General features: G+C 72.6%; 16 protein-coding genes. 5 read left to right on the forward strand and 11 right to left on the reverse strand.

The features are described from left to right. Positions 1-256: 256 nt before the first annotated feature. The 8 genes from A5481_RS29900 to A5481_RS29935 all read right to left on the reverse strand — a co-directional run bounded on the left by A5481_RS29900 (position 257) and on the right by A5481_RS29935 (position 11894). Complete coding sequence (locus A5481_RS29900) at positions 257-2257, reverse strand: response regulator (RefSeq protein WP_048431938.1); 2001 nt, start codon at positions 2255-2257, stop codon at positions 257-259. Beyond that, positions 2254-3981 (reverse strand): response regulator, encoded by a 1728-nt coding sequence (locus tag A5481_RS29905; protein WP_048431939.1) that lies wholly within the window; start codon positions 3979-3981, stop codon positions 2254-2256. Before A5481_RS29905 ends, A5481_RS29900 begins: the two co-directional genes overlap by 4 nt. Before the next feature lie 77 nt (positions 3982-4058). Further along, entirely contained in the window at positions 4059-5126 is a 1068-nt protein-coding gene (cheB, locus tag A5481_RS29910) for a chemotaxis-specific protein-glutamate methyltransferase CheB (RefSeq protein ID WP_048431940.1), read from the reverse strand. 17 nt (positions 5127-5143) lie between these two features. Continuing rightward, positions 5144-7447 carry a hybrid sensor histidine kinase/response regulator gene (locus tag A5481_RS29915; protein WP_048431941.1) on the reverse strand — a complete coding sequence of 768 codons (2304 nt, stop codon included), beginning with the start codon at positions 7445-7447 and terminating at the stop codon, positions 5144-5146. A 25-nt stretch (positions 7448-7472) separates the two neighbouring features. Beyond that, positions 7473-9149, reverse strand: a complete 1677-nt coding sequence (locus A5481_RS29920) for a methyl-accepting chemotaxis protein (protein ID WP_048431942.1) — start codon at positions 9147-9149, stop codon at positions 7473-7475. Between the two features lie 35 nt (positions 9150-9184). Next, positions 9185-9787: a chemotaxis protein CheW gene (locus A5481_RS29925; protein ID WP_053082215.1), complete on the reverse strand. Its 603-nt coding sequence runs from the start codon at positions 9785-9787 to the stop codon at positions 9185-9187. Next, positions 9787-11259 (reverse strand): CheR family methyltransferase, encoded by a 1473-nt coding sequence (locus A5481_RS29930; protein WP_048431959.1) that lies wholly within the window; start codon positions 11257-11259, stop codon positions 9787-9789. Before A5481_RS29930 ends, A5481_RS29925 begins: the two co-directional genes overlap by 1 nt. A gap of 134 nt (positions 11260-11393) precedes the next feature. Next, positions 11394-11894: a chemotaxis protein CheW gene (locus A5481_RS29935; RefSeq protein WP_048431943.1), complete on the reverse strand. Its 501-nt coding sequence runs from the start codon at positions 11892-11894 to the stop codon at positions 11394-11396. 236 nt (positions 11895-12130) lie between these two features. On the opposite strand from A5481_RS29935, the gene A5481_RS29940 reads away from it, so the two are divergent. The 5 genes from A5481_RS29940 (at position 12131) to ilvN (ending at position 16593) form a co-directional block, all read left to right on the forward strand. Then, on the forward strand, positions 12131-12805 hold the full coding sequence (locus A5481_RS29940; RefSeq protein ID WP_048431944.1) for an energy-coupling factor ABC transporter ATP-binding protein: 675 nt from the start codon (positions 12131-12133) through the stop codon (positions 12803-12805). Further along, positions 12802-13410, forward strand: coding sequence for an energy-coupling factor transporter transmembrane component T family protein (locus A5481_RS29945; protein ID WP_048431945.1), 609 nt, complete (start codon positions 12802-12804; stop codon positions 13408-13410). Before A5481_RS29940 ends, A5481_RS29945 begins: the two co-directional genes overlap by 4 nt. A 40-nt stretch (positions 13411-13450) precedes the next feature. Further along, on the forward strand, positions 13451-13996 hold the full coding sequence (locus tag A5481_RS29950; RefSeq protein WP_048431946.1) for a biotin transporter BioY: 546 nt from the start codon (positions 13451-13453) through the stop codon (positions 13994-13996). A gap of 254 nt (positions 13997-14250) precedes the next feature. Then, positions 14251-16029: an acetolactate synthase 3 large subunit gene (locus tag A5481_RS29955; RefSeq protein ID WP_048431947.1), complete on the forward strand. Its 1779-nt coding sequence runs from the start codon at positions 14251-14253 to the stop codon at positions 16027-16029. 21 nt (positions 16030-16050) lie between these two features. Then, positions 16051-16593 carry an acetolactate synthase small subunit gene (gene ilvN, locus A5481_RS29960; RefSeq protein ID WP_048431948.1) on the forward strand — a complete coding sequence of 181 codons (543 nt, stop codon included), beginning with the start codon at positions 16051-16053 and terminating at the stop codon, positions 16591-16593. Between the two features lie 8 nt (positions 16594-16601). Here the strand turns inward: ilvN and A5481_RS34340 are convergent, their stop codons facing one another. The 3 genes from A5481_RS34340 to dps form a co-directional block, all read right to left on the reverse strand. Then, positions 16602-16745: a hypothetical protein gene (locus A5481_RS34340; RefSeq protein WP_156311693.1), complete on the reverse strand. Its 144-nt coding sequence runs from the start codon at positions 16743-16745 to the stop codon at positions 16602-16604. 2 nt (positions 16746-16747) lie between these two features. Next, positions 16748-17008 carry a hypothetical protein gene (locus A5481_RS34345; protein ID WP_156311694.1) on the reverse strand — a complete coding sequence of 87 codons (261 nt, stop codon included), beginning with the start codon at positions 17006-17008 and terminating at the stop codon, positions 16748-16750. 196 nt (positions 17009-17204) lie between these two features. Continuing rightward, a complete protein-coding gene (gene dps / locus A5481_RS29965) occupies positions 17205-17759 on the reverse strand; it encodes a DNA starvation/stationary phase protection protein Dps (RefSeq protein ID WP_048431949.1) in 555 nt (184 codons plus the stop codon). Between the last annotated feature and the right edge of the window lie 32 nt (positions 17760-17791).

The raw sequence follows: 17791 nt of genomic DNA on the forward strand, positions 1-17791 counted from the left end.
TAAAATCAAGCTATAACGCCAACGCCCCACAATTGTCAGATCATCGCAGGGGTTTAAATAATCGGTCGCAGGATCGATGTAATCCACGTGACGGTCTCATGACTGCCGTCGTGGTCGAAAATGGGCGCGACACTGTATTGGCACGATGTCTTGAACTGTACGCTGTCCATCGCGCGCACGGGGCGCCCGTCGCTCGGCCGGCCCGGCCCCACGACGTCCGGCAGAGGGCCCGGGGGATCCGGCGCCCCCCGTTCCCTCATCCCGCCGGGCCGAGCAGGGCCGCGACCCGGGCCGCCAGGTCGGCGGAGGGGAAGGGCTTCTCCAGCACGGTGAACTCCGCCGGGATGCGCGCCGCCTCGGCATGGCCGGTCACGAGCAGGAAGGGCAGGGCCGGCCAGCGCCGGCGCACCGCCTCGGCGAGGTCGAGGCCGCTCATCCCGGGCATCGCCAGGTCGGCGACGACGAGATCGAACCGCTCGGCGTCGAGCCGCTCCAGCGCCGCCTCGCCGCTCGCCACCGCGACCTCGTCGTAGCCGAAGCCGTTGAGGAACGAGGCGGTGACGTGGCGGACCTGGGGATCGTCGTCGACCACCAGGATGCGGGCACGGCGCGGCGCCGGCGTCGGGGCGGCCGGCGCGGTGGGCACCGCCTCGACCGGCTCGCGCGAGCGCGGCAGGTAGAGCAGCACCGTGGTGCCGTGCCCGACCGTGCTGTCGATCCGGATCGTGCCGCCGGATTGCTGGACGAGGCCGAACACCATGGCGAGGCCGAGGCCGGTGCCCTGGCCGACGCCCTTGGTGGTGAAGAACGGCTCGAACACCCGGCCGAGGATCTCCGGCGGGATGCCGGTGCCGGTGTCGCGGATCGCGATCACCGCGTAGTCGCCGTCCTTGAGGTTCGGGTCCCGCAGGTTCGCGTCCGGCAGGGCCCGGCCCTTCGGGCTCGCGCCTTGCGGGTTCGGGCCTTGCGGGTTCTGGCCTTGCGGGTTCCGGCCTTGGCTGCCCCGGACCGTCTCGTTGCGGGTGGAGAGGACCACGACGCCCCCCTCCGGCATCGCGTCGCGGCCGTTGATGCAGAGGTTGAGGATCGCGAGCTCGAGCTGGTCCGGGTCGACCTTGACCGGCCAGAGGTCGTCGCGCAGGTCGTGCTCGACCTGCACGAAGCCGCCCAGGCTGCGCCCGAGCAGGTCGTCCATGCCGCGGATCACCGCGTTGAGGTCGACGACGCGGGCCTGGAGGTCGCGGCGGTGGCTGAAGGTGAGGAGGCGCTTGGTCAGCGCCGCGCCGCGCTGCGCCGCCTGGGCGGCGTTGGTCATCAGCCGCGTCAGGCGGGCGTCGCCCGCCACCTTCGGCAGGGCGAGCTCCAGGCTGCCGAGGATCGCGGTGAGCAGGTTGTTGAAGTCGTGCGCGACGCCGCCCGCGAGCGTGCCGAGGGCCTGCATCTTGTCGGCCTGGCGCAGGCGCAGCTCGAGCTGGCGCTGCTCGGTGATGTCGCGGGCAATCACCGCGAGGTGGACGACGGCGCCGGCGGCGTCGCGGATCGGCACCCGGGTGACCTGGCGCCAGGTCTGCGCCGCCTCGCTCGCGCCCTCGGTCATCGTCGTCTCGGTCGGCGCCCCGGACTCGATCGCCGCCCGGTCGGCGGCCGCGACGTCGGCGGCGAGGTCCGACCTCAGGAAATCCGCCTCGCTGCGGCCGAGGCAGGCCTCGACCGACGGGGCGCCCAGGCGCTCCGCCATGCGGGCGTTGAGGCGCAGGAAGCGGCCCTGCCCGTCCTTGAAGGCGATCGCGTCGGAGGAATGGTCGAGGAGGCCGCGCAGCAGGGCGCGCTCGGTGGCCAGTTCGCGGGCGAGGCGGTGGCGCTCGTAGGCGCTGCGCACCGCGTTGCGCAGGAGCGACGGGTCCCACGGCTTGGTGACGTAGCCGGTGATGCCGCCGCGGTTGAGGGCCGAGACCACCGCCGAGATGTCGGCATAGCCGGTGAGCAGGATCGCCTGCGCGTCCGAGATCTCCCGGGCCCGGGCCAGCAGGGCATCGCCGGTGAGGCCCGGCATGCGCTGGTCGGAGAGGATGACGTCGATGTCGGGCTCGGCCGCGATCAGCTCCAGGGCCTCGGCCGGCCGGCTGGTGGTGAGCACCCGGTACTCGTCCTCGAGCAGATCCTCGAGGGCGACCAGAATATCCGGCTCGTCGTCCACCGCCAGGATCGTGCCGCGCACGGCCGGAATCATCGCCTCGCTCGTCACGCCCACGGTCATGCGGCCCGCCGCGGAATGCTGATCACGAAGCAGGCTCCCCCTTCGGGTGCGGATTCAACGGAGATCTGTCCGCTATGCGCCTGCACGACGCTGTAGGCAATGGCGAGACCGAGCCCGGTGCCGGATCCGACCGGCTTCGTCGTGAAGAACGGCTCGAAGATCCGCTCGCGCAACTCCTCGGGCACGCCCGGGCCGGAATCGCAGATCCGGATGACGTCGTGGCCATCGCGGATCGCGGTCTCGATCGTGATGCTGCCGTCGCCGGGAATCGCGTCGGCGGCGTTGCCGAGGATGTTCATCACCACCTGGTTGAGCAGGGCCGGCGAGCAGCGGATCTCGGCCGCGCCGGCAAAGTCCCTGCGCACCGCGATGCGGGTGCCGAGCTTGTGCTGGATCAGCGCCAGCACGTTCTCGATCGCGTCGGGCACGTTCACGGTCTGCATCTCGCCCTCGTCGAGGCGCGAGAACTTCCGCAGGTTGACGACGAGGTCCTGGATGCGGGACAGCCCGAGGCGCATCGACCCGACCCGGTCGCGGGCCTTGTCGAGGGCGCGGCGGGAGGGATCGCCCTCCGGGACCGCCCCGGCGACCTCGCCGATCAGCCGCTCGACCGTGCCCTGATGGGCGAGGATGAAGGCGAGCGGGTTGTTGATCTCGTGGGCGATGCCGGCGACGAGCTCGCCGAGCGAGGCCATCTTGGCGGCCTGGACGAGCTTGGCCTGGGTGTCCTTGAGGCGGTGGTTGGCCTGTTCGAGATCGTGGTTGGCCTGGGCGAGCGCTCCGGCGAGCGCCGCCTTCGCCTCCGCCGCGGTGGCCTCGGCCTTGGCGCGCTCGGCGGCGAGCGCGTGGCGGCGCACCTCGTCGGCGACGCGCCGGTCGTCCTCCTCCAGGAGCTTGCGGCGCACCAGCGTGCGCACCCGGATCGCCAGCAGGTCGGCGTCGGCGCCCTTGGCCACCACGTCGTCGGCCCCGGCCGAGAACGCCTCGACCAGGAGGTCCTTGCTCGACGCCGCGGCGCTGCCGATGCCGACGAGGTAGAAGCCCGGGGCCCCGGCGCCGGTGGCCGCGCCCCGGAAGGCATCGATCCGGCGGCAGAGCGCGATCGCGTCGAAGCCGCTGCCCAGGAGATCGACCGTGACGCAGTCGAAGCCTTCTCCCGGCCCGTCGAGGGCGGCCATCGCCTGGTCGGGCCCGTCGGCGGTGACGACCTCGTGCCCCTCCTGGCCGAGGAGCGCCGACAGGTAGGCCCGGAAGGTGGCCGAGCCGTCGACGACGAGGATGCGGGCGCGGCGGAAGCTCGCCGCCCGGCCCGGCTCGTCCGCCGGCACCGCGGCGCGCTCGCGCAGGAGCGCCCGGATGCGCAGGAGCAGGAGGTCGCGGTCGGCGGATTTCGGCACGTAGGCGTCGGCGCCGCTCTCCAGGCCCTGGCGCTCGATGTCGCGGCCGCTCGCCTCGGTCAGCATCAGGACCGGCGTCGCCCGGGTGCGCATGGCGAGGCGCATCTGCCGGGTCAGCTCGTCGCCGTTCATCCCGGGCAGGTGGTAATCGGCCACCACGAGGTCGGGCAGGCCGTGGTTCATCGCCTCGAGGGCGGCCTCCGCGGTGGCGTGGCGCACTACCGAGAAGCCGCTGCGCTCCAGGAAGAGGCGCAGCTGCAGCGCCTGGGTCTCGGAATCCTCGACCAGCAGGATGCGCGGCAGGCTCGCGGGCGACGCCGCCGGCATGGGGGCGGCAGCGGCTGCCGCCGTCACGGGATGAGGCTCGGCTGCCGCCGTCACGGGATGAGGATCGGCTGCCGCCGTCATGGCGACAGGCCCGGCTGCGCCGCCCGCAGGATGCGCGGGGCGATCAGGTCGAGGGGCAGCACGCTGCCGGCCGCCTTGAGGCGCACCGCCGCCGCCGGCATCCCGTAGACGACGGCCGAGCTCTCGTGCTCGGCGATGGTGGCGGCCCCGGCGAGGTGCATGTCGAGGAGGCCGGCCGCGCCGTCCTCGCCCATGCCGGTGAGCAGCACCCCGAGCCCCCGCGGCCCGGCCGAGCGGGCGACGGAGCGGAACAGCACCGTGGCGGAGGGGCGCTGCCCGCCGACCGGCGGGTCGTCGAGGAGCGTGATGAGCCCGCCGGGGCCGAGGGCGAGGTGGCGGTCGCCGGGCGCGACGTAGACCTGGCCCGCCACCGGCCGCACGCCCTCGCGGGCGACGCCGACGCCGAGCGGCACGACGCCGTTCAGCCAGTCGGCGAAGCCCTCCATGAAGGCCGCGCCCATGTGCTGGACGAGGAGCACGGGCAGCGGGAAATCCGCCGGCAGGGCGCCGAGCAGCTTGGCGAAGGCCGGCGGGCCGCCGGTGGAGGCCGCCACCGCCACGACGCTCGGGGCTTGGGTCGCCGGAATTTGGGTTGGCGGGATCGTCCCGCGAAGCTCGTCCCGGGCCAAGTCGGTGCGGGCCAGCCGCTCCGCGCCGATCGGCCGGCGCCGGATCACCGGCACCTGGCTCATGATGCGCAGCTGGGTGCAGATCTGGTCGGCGATCGCCTCGTAGGCGCGGTGCCCGGTGCCGACCGGCTTCTCGACCACGCTCAAGGCCCCGGCCCGCAGGGCGTTCATCGAGATCCGGAGCGAGGAATCCTCGATCGCGTCGGCCACGACCACGATCGGGGTCGGGCGCTCGGCCATGATCCGCCGGGTGGTCTCGAGCCCGTCGATGCCCGGCAGGCGGATGTCCATGGAGATCACGTCGGGTTGGACCCGGTGGATCTCCCGCAGGGCCTCCTCGCCGGAATCGACCGCGGCGACGAGGGCGAGCCGCGGGTCGCGGCTGACGATGTGGGCGAGGAGCTGGCGCACCACCAGCGAATCCTCCACCAGCATGACGCGGATTGGCTGGCTCACAGCAGCTGACCGATCGTGTCGAGAAGCTCGCGCTGGTCGAACTTCTGCTTGGTGATGTAGGCGTCGGCGCCGAGGTCGAGGCCGCGGCGGATGTCGGCGGGATCGCCGCGGGAGGTCATCAGGATCACCGGCAGCCGCGTCAAGCCCGGATCGGCCTTGATCGCCTGGAGCAGCCCGAACCCGTCGAGGCGCGGCATCTCGACGTCGGCGACCACGAGGTCGACGTCGCCGCCGTCCCGCCGCAGCCGGTCGAGGGCGTCCTGGCCGTCGACGCAGACGAAGACCCGGTAGCCGTGCGCCTCCAGGATGCTCTTCTCCAGGGTCCGGGTGGTGATCGAATCGTCGACCACCAGCACGGTCGGCACCCGCCGCGCCCGGCGCTCGGGCAGGCTCGCGGGCGCGGCCGCCACCAGCCCGCCGGCGCGGGCGCGCTCGCACAGGCCCTCGGGGTCGAGCACCAGGGCCGGGGTCTCGTCGGCGAGCATGACGGTGCCCGACATCAGCCCGGGATCGCCGCCGAAGGGCGGGGCCGGGCCGACGAGGAGCACGCGCATGTCGAGCAGGCGGTCGACGGCGACGGCGCAATGGCCGGCGCCGCAGCGCAGCAGGACGGCGCGCACCTGGCCGTCACGGAGGGGAAGGGGAGCGACACCGGATCCGAGAAGCGACGCGAGAGGAACGAGCGGCACGACAACGTCCCGTCCCCCCTGATTGATCCGTGCCGCCGGCTCGCCCGCCACCGAGGCGAGGTCGCGCTCGGTGAGGCGCAGCAATCCCGCCACGGCGCCGCTCGGGAGGCCGAAGGTCTGCGGCGGCTCGCCGGGCCGCAAGGACGCCTCGACCAGCAGCACCGGCTGGCGGGCGGCGGAGAGCGGCACCGCGATGGTCACCTCGGTGCCGAAGGGCGCGGCCGGCCGCAACGACGCCCGGCCGCGCAAGGACCGTGCGGCCTCCGCCACCACCGACAGGCCCATGCCGCGCCCGGCGATCCGGTCGACGGCGGTCGCGGTCGAGAAGCCCGGCGCGAAGACGAGGTCGAGGATCGCGTCCGGGTCGGGATCGGCGCCCGGGGCCACCAGCCCCTGGCGTCGGCCGGTCTCCAGGATGCGGGCGCGGTCCGGGCCGCGGCCGTCGTCGCGGACCGTCACGACGAGCTGGCTGCCGCGGGAGGCGACCGACAGGGTGACGGCGAGCGCCTCCGGCTTGCCGGCCGCGCGGCGCGCCTCGGCCGGCTCGGCGCCGTGGCTGATCGTGTTGCGCAGGGCGTGCAGCACCGGGTCCTTGAGCGCCTGAAGCAGGCCGCGATCGACCTGAAGGTCGAGGCCGTTGAGCCGCACCTCGACCGCGAGGCCGGCCTCGCGGGCGATCTCCCGGACCATCCGGCCGTAGCCGCCGAACACCGTCTCGGCCGGCACCAGCAGCAGCCGGTCGGCGTCGTCGCGCAGGCGGCGCAGCGCGCCGTCGACCGCGCCGGTGCTGCGGCTCTGCACCCGGGCGAGGCCCGAGATGCCCCGGATCACCCCGCGCAGGTCGTCGTCGAGGCGGCGCACCCGGTCGACGAAGCCGTCGAGGGCGGCGCCCGCCGGGTCGCCGGCCTCGCGCAGGCGGCGGGCGAGCGCCACCATCTCGCCGGCGCGCCCCTGCACCGTGTCGACGCTGCGGCGCAGGGCGCGGGCGCCGGATTCGAGGCTCGCCACCGCGGCCCCGATCGCCTCCTGGCCCTGCAGCGTCGCGGTCAGGTCGTGCACCGCCTTCGACAGGTCCTCGACCTGGGCGCTGGCGATGCGCAGGTAGGAGAGGGCGCCGTCCTGCGCGGGGGCGGCCGGGGCGGGCTCGGAGGACCGGTCGGCCCTCGGCTCCGACCTCGCGGCCGTCTCCGGGACCGCTTCGGGTACGGTCACGGGCTCGGCCGCGGGAGCCGGCGCCCCGGACAGGCAGGCGTCGAGGGCCGCGATGGCGTCGGCGGGGGCCTCGGGCTCCGGCGTCTCGGGCAGGGACGCGACCAGCCCCTCGATGCGGTCGAGGGCGAGGTCGACCACCCCGGCGGTCGCCCGGTCGAGGCCGGTGCGGCCCTGCACCACCCGGTCGAACAGCGCCTCCAGCCGGTGGGCCACCTCCTCCACCGCCGGCAGGTCGACGGCCCGGGCCGCTCCCTTCAGGCTGTGGGCCCGGCGGAAGACGTCGTTCCAGTCCGCCGGCCGGCCCGCCTCGGCCTCGGCGAGGGCCGCCCGGATCGCCGCGAGATGCTCGCGGTGCTCGGCGTCGAAGGCTGCGAGGAGGAGCTGGCGGATGTCGTCCATCGGTGCGGATCGGCGTCCGGTCCGGTCAGAGCCGGTAGCGCTCGGCGAGCGCCAGGAGGGCGCTCGCCAGCTCGCTCAGGTTGGCGGCGGCGGCCTCGACCTGGCGGGTGCCGGCGGCGGTCTGCTGGCTCGCCTGGCGGATGTTCTGGAGCGCGCCCATCACCTGCTCGATGCCGAGCTGCTGCTGGTTGGTCGAGGCGACGATCTGCTGGAAGGTCTGCACGCTCTCCTGCACCCGGGCGGTGATCTCCTCGATCGTCGCGTGGGTGGTGTCGGTGCGCTCCTTGCCCACCGCCACGCGCTTGACCGCCTCTTCCGTCAGCATCACCGAGGCGTTGATGCCGCGCTGGATGTCGCCGAGGATCGCCCGCACCTGGCCGGTCGCCTCCTTGGCCTGGTCGGCGAGCGCCTTCATCTCCGAGGCCACCACCGCGAAGCTGCGCCCGCTCTCGCCGGCCGCCGCCGCCTCGATGGCGGCGTTGAGGGCGAGCAGGTGGGTGCGCTCCGAGACGTCGTTGACCGTGGCGATGATCTCGCCGATGGCCTGCGTCTTCTCGCTCAAGGCGACGATGTTCTCGGCGACCGCCTCGCTCTGCTCGCGGATCGCGTCCATGGCGCGCGCCGTCTCGTCGACGGCGCGCAAGCCCGCGCTCGAGGTCTGGGCGGTGGCCTGGGCGGTGGCGATCACCTCCTGCGCCCGCTTGCCGATCTGGGCGCCGGCATGGGTGATCTCGTCGACGGTGGCGGCGGTCTCCTGCACGGCGGCGAACTGCTCCTCGACGCTCGCGGCCTGCTCCTGGGCGGAGGCGCGGATCTCGGCGGCGGCGGCGTTGAGGTTCGAGGTCGAGGCGCGGTTCTGGCTCGCGAGCTGGCGCAGGCCCTCGACCATCTGGTTGAGCACCCCGCCGAGGCGGCCGAGCTCGTCGCGGCGGCTGTCGGCGATGCGGCCGGTGAGGTCGCCGCCGCCGACCTTGCCGACGAAGGCCATCACCGCGTCGAGGGGCTGCACCACCGAGCGCCGGATCAGCACGGTGATGACGAGGGCCATCACGACGCAGATCGCGAGCGCCGCGAGCGTCGACAGCCGGCTCTCCTCGTAGATGGCGCCGACCCGGCGCTGGCCGGCGGTGATCGCCCCGTCGAGGGCGTCCCGCGCCGCCCCCATGGTGCGCACGAAGTTCTCGCCGGACTGGTCGAGGGCGGTCTCGGCCGCCTGGATGCCCGGCACGTCGTTCGCCGCGATCGCCTCGAACTGGCGCTCGGTGGCGGTGCGGGTGGTGCGCAATTCGGCGCCGGCCGCGACCAGCAGCTCGGCGATGCGCTGCCAGGCGGCCGCGCGATCGGCCGAGAGCGACTGGGCCCGGTAATCGTTGGCGGTGGTGATGGCGCCGGCGAGCGCCGTCTCGGCATTCACCGCGTTGCGCCGCCAGGTCACCGCTGGCTCCTCCTTGGCCGCCGGCTCGCGGCCGAGCGCCCGCAGGTAGTAGCGGGTGGTCGCCTCGTCGCGCAGGTCGCTCATCCGGCGCTGCGCCTCGCGGATGTTCTCGAGCTGGTGCATCACCGTCAGGTCGCGGGTGACGATGATGTCGGTGGCGTTGCGCACCTCGCCGATCTGGCCGACCGCGTAGACGCCGAGCGCCACGATCACCAGGACGACGGCGGAGAAGCCGAGGAGGATGCGGTTCCCGATCGAGAGCGACACGCGGGGGTCCCTTTGGCTGGATGGCGGGGAGCGGGTCAGGCCGAGGCGGCGCGGCCGGAGGCGAGGAGCGGGGCCAGCAGCGCCGGGACGTCGATCACCGCGAAGCCGGCTTCGGCGATGTCGTTCGTCCGGCGGGACCCCGGCGATGCGGCGCGGGCATAGCCCGCCACCGCCCGCCTGCCCAGTCCCTCGGGCCCCGCCGCGACCTCGGCTTCCACCACCGAGAGGACCCGGTCGACCTTGAGGCCGATGCGCGGCCCGTCGCGGCGCAGGGTCACGACGTGGCCGGGGCCCCGGTCCGAATCCTGGCCTTGCGCGGCCCCGAGGGCCGCCGCGAGATCGACGACGCTGACCAGGATCCCGCCCCGCCCGGTCAGGCCGACGAGCGCCGCCGGCGCCCCCGGCACCGGGGTGCAGGGCCGGAACGGGAACACCTCGGCGACCTCGTCGAGCCTGAGGCCGACGGCCTCGGCGCCGGCGCGGCACAACAGCAGGGCCTGCGTCGCCCGGGCCTCCGGTGCCGCGCCGCGGGCCGCGAGGCTGAGGGTGCGGGCATCGAGGATCTCCTCGATCCGCGCGATGCCCAGGGCGGCCTCGCCCGGCATCTGCGGCCCGGCGGCGGGAGCGGAGCCCGGCATCAGGCGCCCGCGCCGTCGAGGAACGGCCGGGCGGCGCCGGACAGATCGGCGGCGGTGAGCCCGTCGCCTTCCGGCAGGACCGCGTCGGCGGGCAGGCTCGCGGCGAGCCGGACCGCGTTGGCCACGGCGCGGCGGCCGGCCTCGGCGCGGCCGGCGGCGATCAGGGTCAACCCGAGGTGGTAGTGAGCCATGACGAACCCTTTATCGAGGTAGACCGCGCCGCGGAAGGCGCGTTCCGCCTCGTCGGGCCGGGCCCGGGCACGGGCGAGCAGCCCCTCGTAGTAGCGCAGGCGCGGGTCGGTCGGGTCCTCGCCGAGGGCCGCCCGGCAGGCGCGCCAGCTCGCGTCGAGATCGCCCGCATCGGCGAGCGCCCGCACGCTCGCGAGCGGGCCCGGCGGCACGTCGGCACCGGGCTCCACTCGTGGCACGAGGCCGTCCGCGGATGTCGAAGGGCGCGGGCCTTCTCGCCCGGCGGGCACGGAGAGGAGGTCCGCGCCATTCCTTGCCCCGGGCAGCTCTGCCTGCGGCGGGAGCAGCGGCGCCCAGGCCGGCTCCGGCGGGACCGGAGGCAGGAGGGGATTCGTCGGCGGCCGCGTCGCCGCCCCGTCTTCCGTTGCCCCGTCCTCCGGGCGGCGATAGGCGGCGGTGCCCGGCAGGGACACGACCTGCAGGAAATCCGCGAAGGCGGGGTTCGGCTCGGCATGGCCGAGCAGCAGCCAGCCCCCGGGCCGCAGGCGCTGGGCCAGCGCCCGCACCAGGGCCTGCACCGTGTCGGGGTGGAAGTAGATCAGGACGTTGCGGCACAGGATGAGGTCGTAATCCGTCAGCGCCAGGGAGGCGGTGCCGTCGATGAGGCTCATCAGGTTCTGCGGCTCGAACCGGGCGAGCCCGCGATAGTCCGGCCGCAGCGCGAAGGTGCCCGCCCGCGGCCCCGGCCGGAAGTAGCGCTCGCGCTCCTCCGCCCCCAGGGTGCGCAACGCCCAGGTGCCGTAGACCCCGCGCCGCGCGACCGCCAGCACGTCGCGGTTGATGTCGGTGCCGGTGAGCCCGATCCGCCACTCGGGCAGGCGCTCCCCCAGGAGCTCGTGCAGCACGATGGCGACCGAGTGGGTCTCCGGGCCGGTGGAGCAGCCCGCGCTCCAGATCCGCAGGCGCCGCTCGTCGCTGCGCGCCGCGATGCGCTCGGGCAGGATCGTACCGCGCAGGGCCGCGAACTGCTCGGCGTAGCGGAAGAAGAACGTCTCCCCGATGGTGATCTCGGCCTCGAGCGCCGCCCACTCGGCCTCCGATCCCTCGAGCAGCGCGAGGTAGCCGGCGGGCTCGCCGACGCCCCGGACGCGCATGCGCCGGCCGATCCGCTCCCACAGGAGGTCGTCCTTGTCGGCGTAGTAATGGTGGCCGGTGCGGGCGACGAGGCGGCTCTTGAGCGCCGCGAAGGCCGGATCGCCGAGCGGGGCGGAGCCCCGCTCCATCTTGAGGCCTGGGGCGGAGCCCCGCTCCATCTTGAGGCCTGGGGCGGAGCCCCGCTCCATCTTGAGGCCTGGGGCGGAGCCCCGCTCCATCTTGAGGCCTGGGGCGGAGCCCCGCGGGATGGTCATGTCCCGGCTCAGGCGGCCCATTCGGCGAGGCGCGCCTGGGCGTCGCGGGTCTGCGCCGCGAGGCGGGCCTGCTCCTCGGCGAGCAGGATGCGGTCGACCGCGAGCCCGTGCACCAGGCGCTCGGCGATCCGGATCTCGGCGGCGACGCAGCCGTTCAGCGTCGCCGCGTCGGCCACCGGGCGGACCTGATCCGGCGCGACCCGCGCGAAATCCCTGACCCGGTCCACCATCAGCGCCAGCGGCGACTCGCCGTGCAGGAGGACGAGGTGGCGATAGAGCGCGATCCTCGCCGTCGCTCCGGCCGCCGGCCGCACGAGGCCGAACAGGATCGCGAGGTCGAGGACCGGCACGGCGCTGCCGGCGAGGTTGAGGAAGCCCGCGAGCGGCGCCGGCGCCGCCGGCGGCCGCCACAGCCGGGGGAGCGGCAGGATCTCCCGCACCGCCCGGCGCGGCAGGGCGCAGTCCGTCCCGGCGACATCGACCAGCAGGTAGGCGGTCCCGGTCGTCATCGCGTCTGAACCCCGGTGCAGGAGAGCCCGCGCGACACCCGGCCCCGAACCCTGGCCCCGCGGATCGCCGGACAGATAGGGGAGGGGCGCCGAGTTTCCAAACCCTCCGGCCGCGAAGTTGCCCCTCGCGATCCTGCCCCTCCCAATCCTGCCCTGCGGCCTGTCGCACCGCGCCGGAGGTGCTATGAGGCGCCGCCCGGGCGACAGGAGCGGCCTTCGATGCAGGAGCGGCCTTGATGATCGAGATCCGGCAGGTCGGCCATGCCTTCGGCGAGCGCGTGGTCCTGCGCGACCTCACCCTCGACCTGACGGAGCGGCGGATCGCCGTGGTGGGCGGCAACGGCAGCGGCAAGAGCACCTTCGCGCGCCTCCTCAACGGCCTCCTGGTGCCGACGCGAGGGGAGGTGCGGGTCGACGGGCTCGACACGCGCCGCGACGGCAAGGCGGTGCGGCGCAAGGTCGGCTTCGTGTTCCAGAACCCCGACAACCAGATCGTGCTGCCGGTGGTCGCCGAGGACCTCGCCTTCGGGCTGAAGAATCTCGGGCTCCCGAAGGACGAGATCGCCCGGCGCACGGACGAGGCCCTGCGCCGCTACGACCTCCATGCCCTGCGCGACCACCCGGCCCATCTCCTCAGCGGCGGGCAGAAGCAGCTGCTGGCCATCGCCGGCGTGCTGGCGATGGCACCCGAGGTGATCGTGTTCGACGAGCCGACGACGCTGCTCGACCTGCGCAACAAGCGCCGGGTCGCCGAGGCCATCGACGGGCTGCCCCAGCGCGCGGTCGTGGTCTCGCACGACCTCGCTTTCCTGGAGCATTTCGACCGGGTGCTGGTCTTCGAGGACGGCCGCGTCGCGATCGATGATCGCCCGTCCGTGGCGCTCCCGGCCTACGTCGCGATGATGTCGTGACCCCTTACGTCCCGGGGGACAGCCCCGTCCATCGCTGCCCGCCGGGACGCAAGATCCTCGCGCTGGTCGCCGCCGGCACCCTCCTGTTCGCGTGGCCGCGGCTCGATCTCGCGCTCGCGGCGCTCGCTGCCGCGGCCCTGCTCTCGCGGCTCGCCGGCATCCCGGTCCGGCTGATGCTGGCGCAGCTGCGGCCGCTCGCCTGGATCCTCGCCGTGCTGGTCCTGGTCCAGCTCGCCCTCGACGGCTGGCAGGCCGGCCTGCTGGTGGCCGCCCGCCTCGCCGCGCTCGTGCTGCTCGCCGGCCTCGTGACGCTCACCACGCGCAGCGCCGACCTGATCGAGGCGCTGCAGGGCGGCCTTTCCTGGCTCCGGCCCCTGGGCGTCAATCCCGCCAAGGTCGGGCTCGCCATCGCGCTCACCCTGCGCTTCATCCCGGTGCTCGCCGCCATCGCCGCGGAGGTGCGCGAGGCCCAGCGGGCCCGGGGCCTGGAGCGCAGCCTCGTGGCGCTGACCGTCCCGGTCGTCGTGCGGATGCTGAAGATGAGCGACGACATCGCGGCGGCGATCGACGCGCGGTCCTACGACCCGGATCGCGACAGCCGCTGACACACGGACCCCCTATAACGGACATCGCAAAGGACATCGCATGTCGACCCGGGACATCGTCTTCGTCGCGCTCTTCGCCGCCCTCACCGCCGCGCTCGGCCTATTCCCGCCCGTGACCCTGCCGATGGTCGGCGTGCCGATCACCGCGCAGTCGATGGGGCCGATGCTCGCCGGTACCATCGCGGGGTCGAGGCGCGGCGGGGCGGCGCTCGCGCTGTTCGTCCTTCTCGTCTGCGCCGGGCTGCCGCTGATGGCCGGGGGGCGCGGCGGGCTCGGCATCGTCATGGGGCCGGGGGGCGGCTTCGTGCTGATGTGGCCGGTCGCCGCCTTCGTCATCGGGGTCCTGGTCGAGCGCAGCCTCCGGTCCCTGAGCGCCTGGAAGGAGGCGCTGATCCTCGTCCTCGGCGGCGTCGTGCTCACCTACGCGGTCGGCATCCCGTGGATCGCCGCGGTCGCCCGGATCGACCTCGCGAAGGCGGCCCTCGGCTCGGCCTGGTTCCTGCCGGGCGATGCCGCGAAGGTCGTCCTCGTGGTGCTGATCGCCCGGGCGGTGCGCCGGGCCTATCCGACGCTCCAGGCCCGCTAGGTCCGATCGTTGACGCAGGTCCCGAAACCGGTTGACCCTGCCGGGCGACGCGCGTAGGGTCCCCGCCACTCTCTCAAGGGCAGGCTTTTCAGCGGCATGCGTACGGTCCTTATTGTAGCGGAGGCGCCACCGAAGGGGCGGGCTTGAACAGCCCGGCATCCCATGGGTGGCGCATGCAGGGTCCTTCGGGGCCCTTTTTTGTTGCGTAAAACGGACCCGAGAGCGCGGACGAGACCAAGGAACGGAGCGCGGCGATGAGTGCGGGCGAGGTCATGACGGGCGCCGAGATGGTGATCCGGGCGTTTCAGGATCAGGGCGTCGACACCCTGTTCGGCTATCCGGGCGGTGCGGTGCTGCCGATCTACGACGCGCTCTTCCACCAGGACTCGGTGAAGCACATCCTGGTCCGGCACGAGCAGGGCGCGGTGCATGCCGCCGAGGGCTATGCCCGCTCGTCGGGCAAGGTCGGCTGCGTGCTCGTCACCTCGGGGCCGGGTGCCACCAACATCGTCACCGGCCTGACCGACGCGCTGCTCGATTCGATCCCGCTCGTCTGCATCACCGGCCAGGTGCCGACCCACCTGATCGGCTCCGACGCCTTCCAGGAATGCGACACGGTCGGCATCACTCGCAGCTGCACCAAGCACAACTACCTCGTCAAATCGATCGAGGACCTGCCGCGGATCCTGCACGAGGCGTTCTACGTCGCGTCGCACGGCCGGCCCGGCCCGGTCGTCATCGACCTGCCGAAGGACATCCAGTTCGCCAGCGGCGTCTACCGCCGCCCGGTCGACAACAGCCACAAGACCTACAACCCGCAGACTCAAGGAGACCCGGAGAAGATCCGCGCCGCGGTGGCGCTGATGGCGGGTGCCCGCCGGCCGGTCTTCTATACCGGCGGCGGCGTGATCAATGCCGGTCCCGAGGCCTCGGCGCTGATGCGCGAGCTCGCCCGCGCCACCGGCTTCCCGGTCACCTCGACGCTGATGGGCTTAGGTGCCTTTCCGGGCTCCGATCCGCAGTTCCTCGGCATGCTCGGCATGCACGGGACCTACGAGGCGAACCTGGCGATGCACGAATGCGACGTCATGGTCTGCATCGGCGCGCGCTTCGACGACCGCATCACCGGCCGGCTCGACGCCTTCTCGCCCTTCTCCAAGAAGATCCACGTCGACATCGACGCCTCGTCGATCAACAAGACCGTCAAGGCCGATATCGGCATCGTCGGCGATTGCGGCTCGGTGCTCCGCGACATGCTGCGCGAGTGGCGGGCGGTGACGCCGGAGCCCGACCAGGGTCGCCTGACCGAGTGGCTGTCGAAGATCCGCGGCTGGAAGGCGCGCGAATGCCTCGGCTACTGGCCGTCGGGCACCACCATCAAGCCGCAATACGCGGTCCAGCGCCTCTACGAGGCGACCAAGGACCGTGAGACCTACGTCACCACGGAGGTCGGCCAGCACCAGATGTGGGCGGCGCAGTACTATAAGTTCGACGAGCCGAACCGCTGGATGACCTCGGGGGGCTTGGGCACGATGGGCTACGGCCTGCCGGCGGCGATCGGCGCCCAGCTCGCCCATCGCGGCGCCCTGGTGATCGACATCGCCGGCGAGGCCTCGATCCAGATGAACATCCAGGAGATGTCGACCGCCGTGCAGTACCGCCTGCCGGTCAAGATCTTCATCCTGAACAACGAGTACATGGGCATGGTGCGCCAGTGGCAGCAGCTGCTGCACGGCTCGCGCTACTCCGAGAGCTATTCCGAGAGCCTGCCCGACTTCGTGAAGCTGGCCGAAGCCTACGGCGCCAAGGGCATCCGCTGCTCGGATCCCGGCAGCCTCGACGCCGCGATCGCCGAGATGCTGGACTATGACGGCCCGGTCATCTTCGACTGCATCGTCGACAAGACCGAGAACTGCTTCCCGATGATCCCGTCGGGCAAGGCGCACAACGAGATGCTGCTCTCGGACTACCTCGGCGAGACCGGGGCGGACTTAGGCGACGTGATCTCCGACGAAGGCAAGATGCTGGTCTGATCGGGCGAGGGTTTGAGGACGATGAACGCCATGAACACCCATTACCCCGATCCGGTCCGCGTCGAGCCGGTGAACCGCCACACGCTCGCGGTCATCGTCGACAACGAGCCCGGCGTGCTCGCCCGCATCGCCGGCCTGTTCTCCGGCCGCGGCTACAACATCGAGAGCCTGACCGTGTCGGAGACCGAGCAGGCCCGGCACATCTCCCGCATCACCATCGTGACCGCGGGCACCAACGCGGTGATCGAGCAGATCAAGGCCCAGCTCGACCGCCTCGTGCCGGTGCACCGGGTGGTCGACCTCACGCTCCAGGGCGACTCGCTCGAGCGGGAGCTGGCTCTCGTGAAGGTGGCCGGCAAGGGCGAGCACCGGGTCGAGGCGATGCGGCTCGCCGCCGCCTTCGGCGCCCGCACCCTCGACGCGACGCTGAGCTCGTTCGTGTTCGAGCTGACCGGCACGACCGACGAGATCGACCGCTTCGTCAAGCTGATGGCGTCGGTGGGCCTCGTCGAGGTGTCGCGCACCGGCGTCGCCGCGATGGGACGCGGTGCGGAGGCGATGTAGCGCTCGAGCTACTCGGCGGGCGGGGTGCCGGTGCGCCCCGCCTGGCCGTATTTCCGTTCGAAGCGGTAGACGGCGAAACTCAGGGTGGCGAGACTCGTCACAGAGATGAATAGGGCGAAACTGAGCATCGCGACGGTGGCGTCCCAGGGCATCGTCACTCCTCCTGGCGCAAGAGTCGGATTACTGCGTGACCGATACAATGTAAGGCGAGAGAGGCCGCAAACCAAGAGAGGTGCGACCGACCCAGGGTCGCATTCGGATTGCTGACCAACGGTACGATGATCGCCGCTCCGGCGACGGCGATTGCCATGGCGTTCACGTAGGCTGCCGACAGCTTGACATGCTCGTTCAGGCGCTTCGCCGCGTGCTTGCGACGCGCAGCAATCTCAGCCGCCTCAGGCGCTGCCTCGGTCACACGGGCTGCCTCACTGGTTCATGACCCAGCGTAACCGATCGATCTTCCGCCGTCGATATCCATCTGGACGTACAAAAAATGCCTCCCCGATGGACGGGAAGGCAAAACGCCCTTTCGTTTTTCCAGCGCGAGCGGAAGGGCGAGGAAATTCAAAGTCGGGGCCGGCTCAAACGCCAGCCCCGAACACCCTCTCGCCTCAGCGCGCGCCCTTGCCGTCGCCGTCGCGCATCGCGCCGGTCGGCTCCTGGACGTGGGCCTCGAGGAACCACAGCTGCTTGTCGACGGCGCGGGAGACCTCGGTGAACAGGTCGGCGGTTCCGGCGTCGCCGGCCTCGTCGGTCTGGTCGATGTTCTCGCGCACGGCGTTGGCGTAGGCCGCGTAGCGGTCGATCAGGGCCGAGAGGTGGTCGGCGATGGCGTAGACGTCGGTTGGGTAGGGGGTCAGCTTCGAGGACGCGGCGACCACCGAGGCGGTGCCGAGCGCCGTGGCGCCGAGCTGCACGGCCCGCTCCGCGACCTTGTCGTTGAGGTCGTCGAGCTCGGTGCGGAAGCCGTCGAGCATCTCGTGGATGCCGATGAATTGCGGGCCCTTCAGGTTCCAGTGCGCCTGCTTGACGGCCAGCGCCAGGTCGATGCCGTCGGCGAGGCGCGCGTTCAGGGTCTGGATCGAGACGCTCTTGGCGTTCGAATCGGTGCCGTTGCGGGTGCGGTGGCTGTGCGGCTGGCCGGCCTTGCCCTTGGTATCCGTCATGTCGGTCAACTCCGTGGATTTGCCGCAACAAC

This window comes from Methylobacterium platani (assembly GCF_001653715.1).
GTDB lineage: Bacteria > Pseudomonadota > Alphaproteobacteria > Rhizobiales > Beijerinckiaceae > Methylobacterium > Methylobacterium platani.

Excerpts from the sequence above, each read along its gene's own strand:
- A5481_RS29940 (WP_048431944.1), top strand. The coding sequence starts at position 12,131 with ATGATCGAGATCCGGCAGGTCGGCCATGCCTTCGGCGAGCGCGTGGTC.
- cheB (WP_048431940.1), bottom strand. The coding sequence starts at position 5,126 with ATGCTGGTGGAGGATTCGCTGGTGGTGCGCCAGCTCCTCGCCCACATC.
- A5481_RS34340 (WP_156311693.1), bottom strand. The coding sequence starts at position 16,745 with ATGCCCTGGGACGCCACCGTCGCGATGCTCAGTTTCGCCCTATTCATC.
- A5481_RS29935 (WP_048431943.1), bottom strand. The coding sequence starts at position 11,894 with ATGACGACCGGGACCGCCTACCTGCTGGTCGATGTCGCCGGGACGGAC.
- A5481_RS29925 (WP_053082215.1), bottom strand. The coding sequence starts at position 9,787 with ATGCCGGGCTCCGCTCCCGCCGCCGGGCCGCAGATGCCGGGCGAGGCC.
- A5481_RS29930 (WP_048431959.1), bottom strand. The coding sequence starts at position 11,259 with ATGGAGCGGGGCTCCGCCCCGCTCGGCGATCCGGCCTTCGCGGCGCTC.
- dps (WP_048431949.1), bottom strand. The coding sequence starts at position 17,759 with ATGACGGATACCAAGGGCAAGGCCGGCCAGCCGCACAGCCACCGCACC.
- A5481_RS29950 (WP_048431946.1), top strand. The coding sequence starts at position 13,451 with ATGTCGACCCGGGACATCGTCTTCGTCGCGCTCTTCGCCGCCCTCACC.
- A5481_RS29915 (WP_048431941.1), bottom strand. The coding sequence starts at position 7,447 with ATGGACGACATCCGCCAGCTCCTCCTCGCAGCCTTCGACGCCGAGCAC.
- A5481_RS29900 (WP_048431938.1), bottom strand. The coding sequence starts at position 2,257 with ATGACCGTGGGCGTGACGAGCGAGGCGATGATTCCGGCCGTGCGCGGC.
- ilvN (WP_048431948.1), top strand. The coding sequence starts at position 16,051 with ATGAACGCCATGAACACCCATTACCCCGATCCGGTCCGCGTCGAGCCG.
- A5481_RS29955 (WP_048431947.1), top strand. The coding sequence starts at position 14,251 with ATGAGTGCGGGCGAGGTCATGACGGGCGCCGAGATGGTGATCCGGGCG.
- A5481_RS29905 (WP_048431939.1), bottom strand. The coding sequence starts at position 3,981 with ATGCCGGCGGCGTCGCCCGCGAGCCTGCCGCGCATCCTGCTGGTCGAG.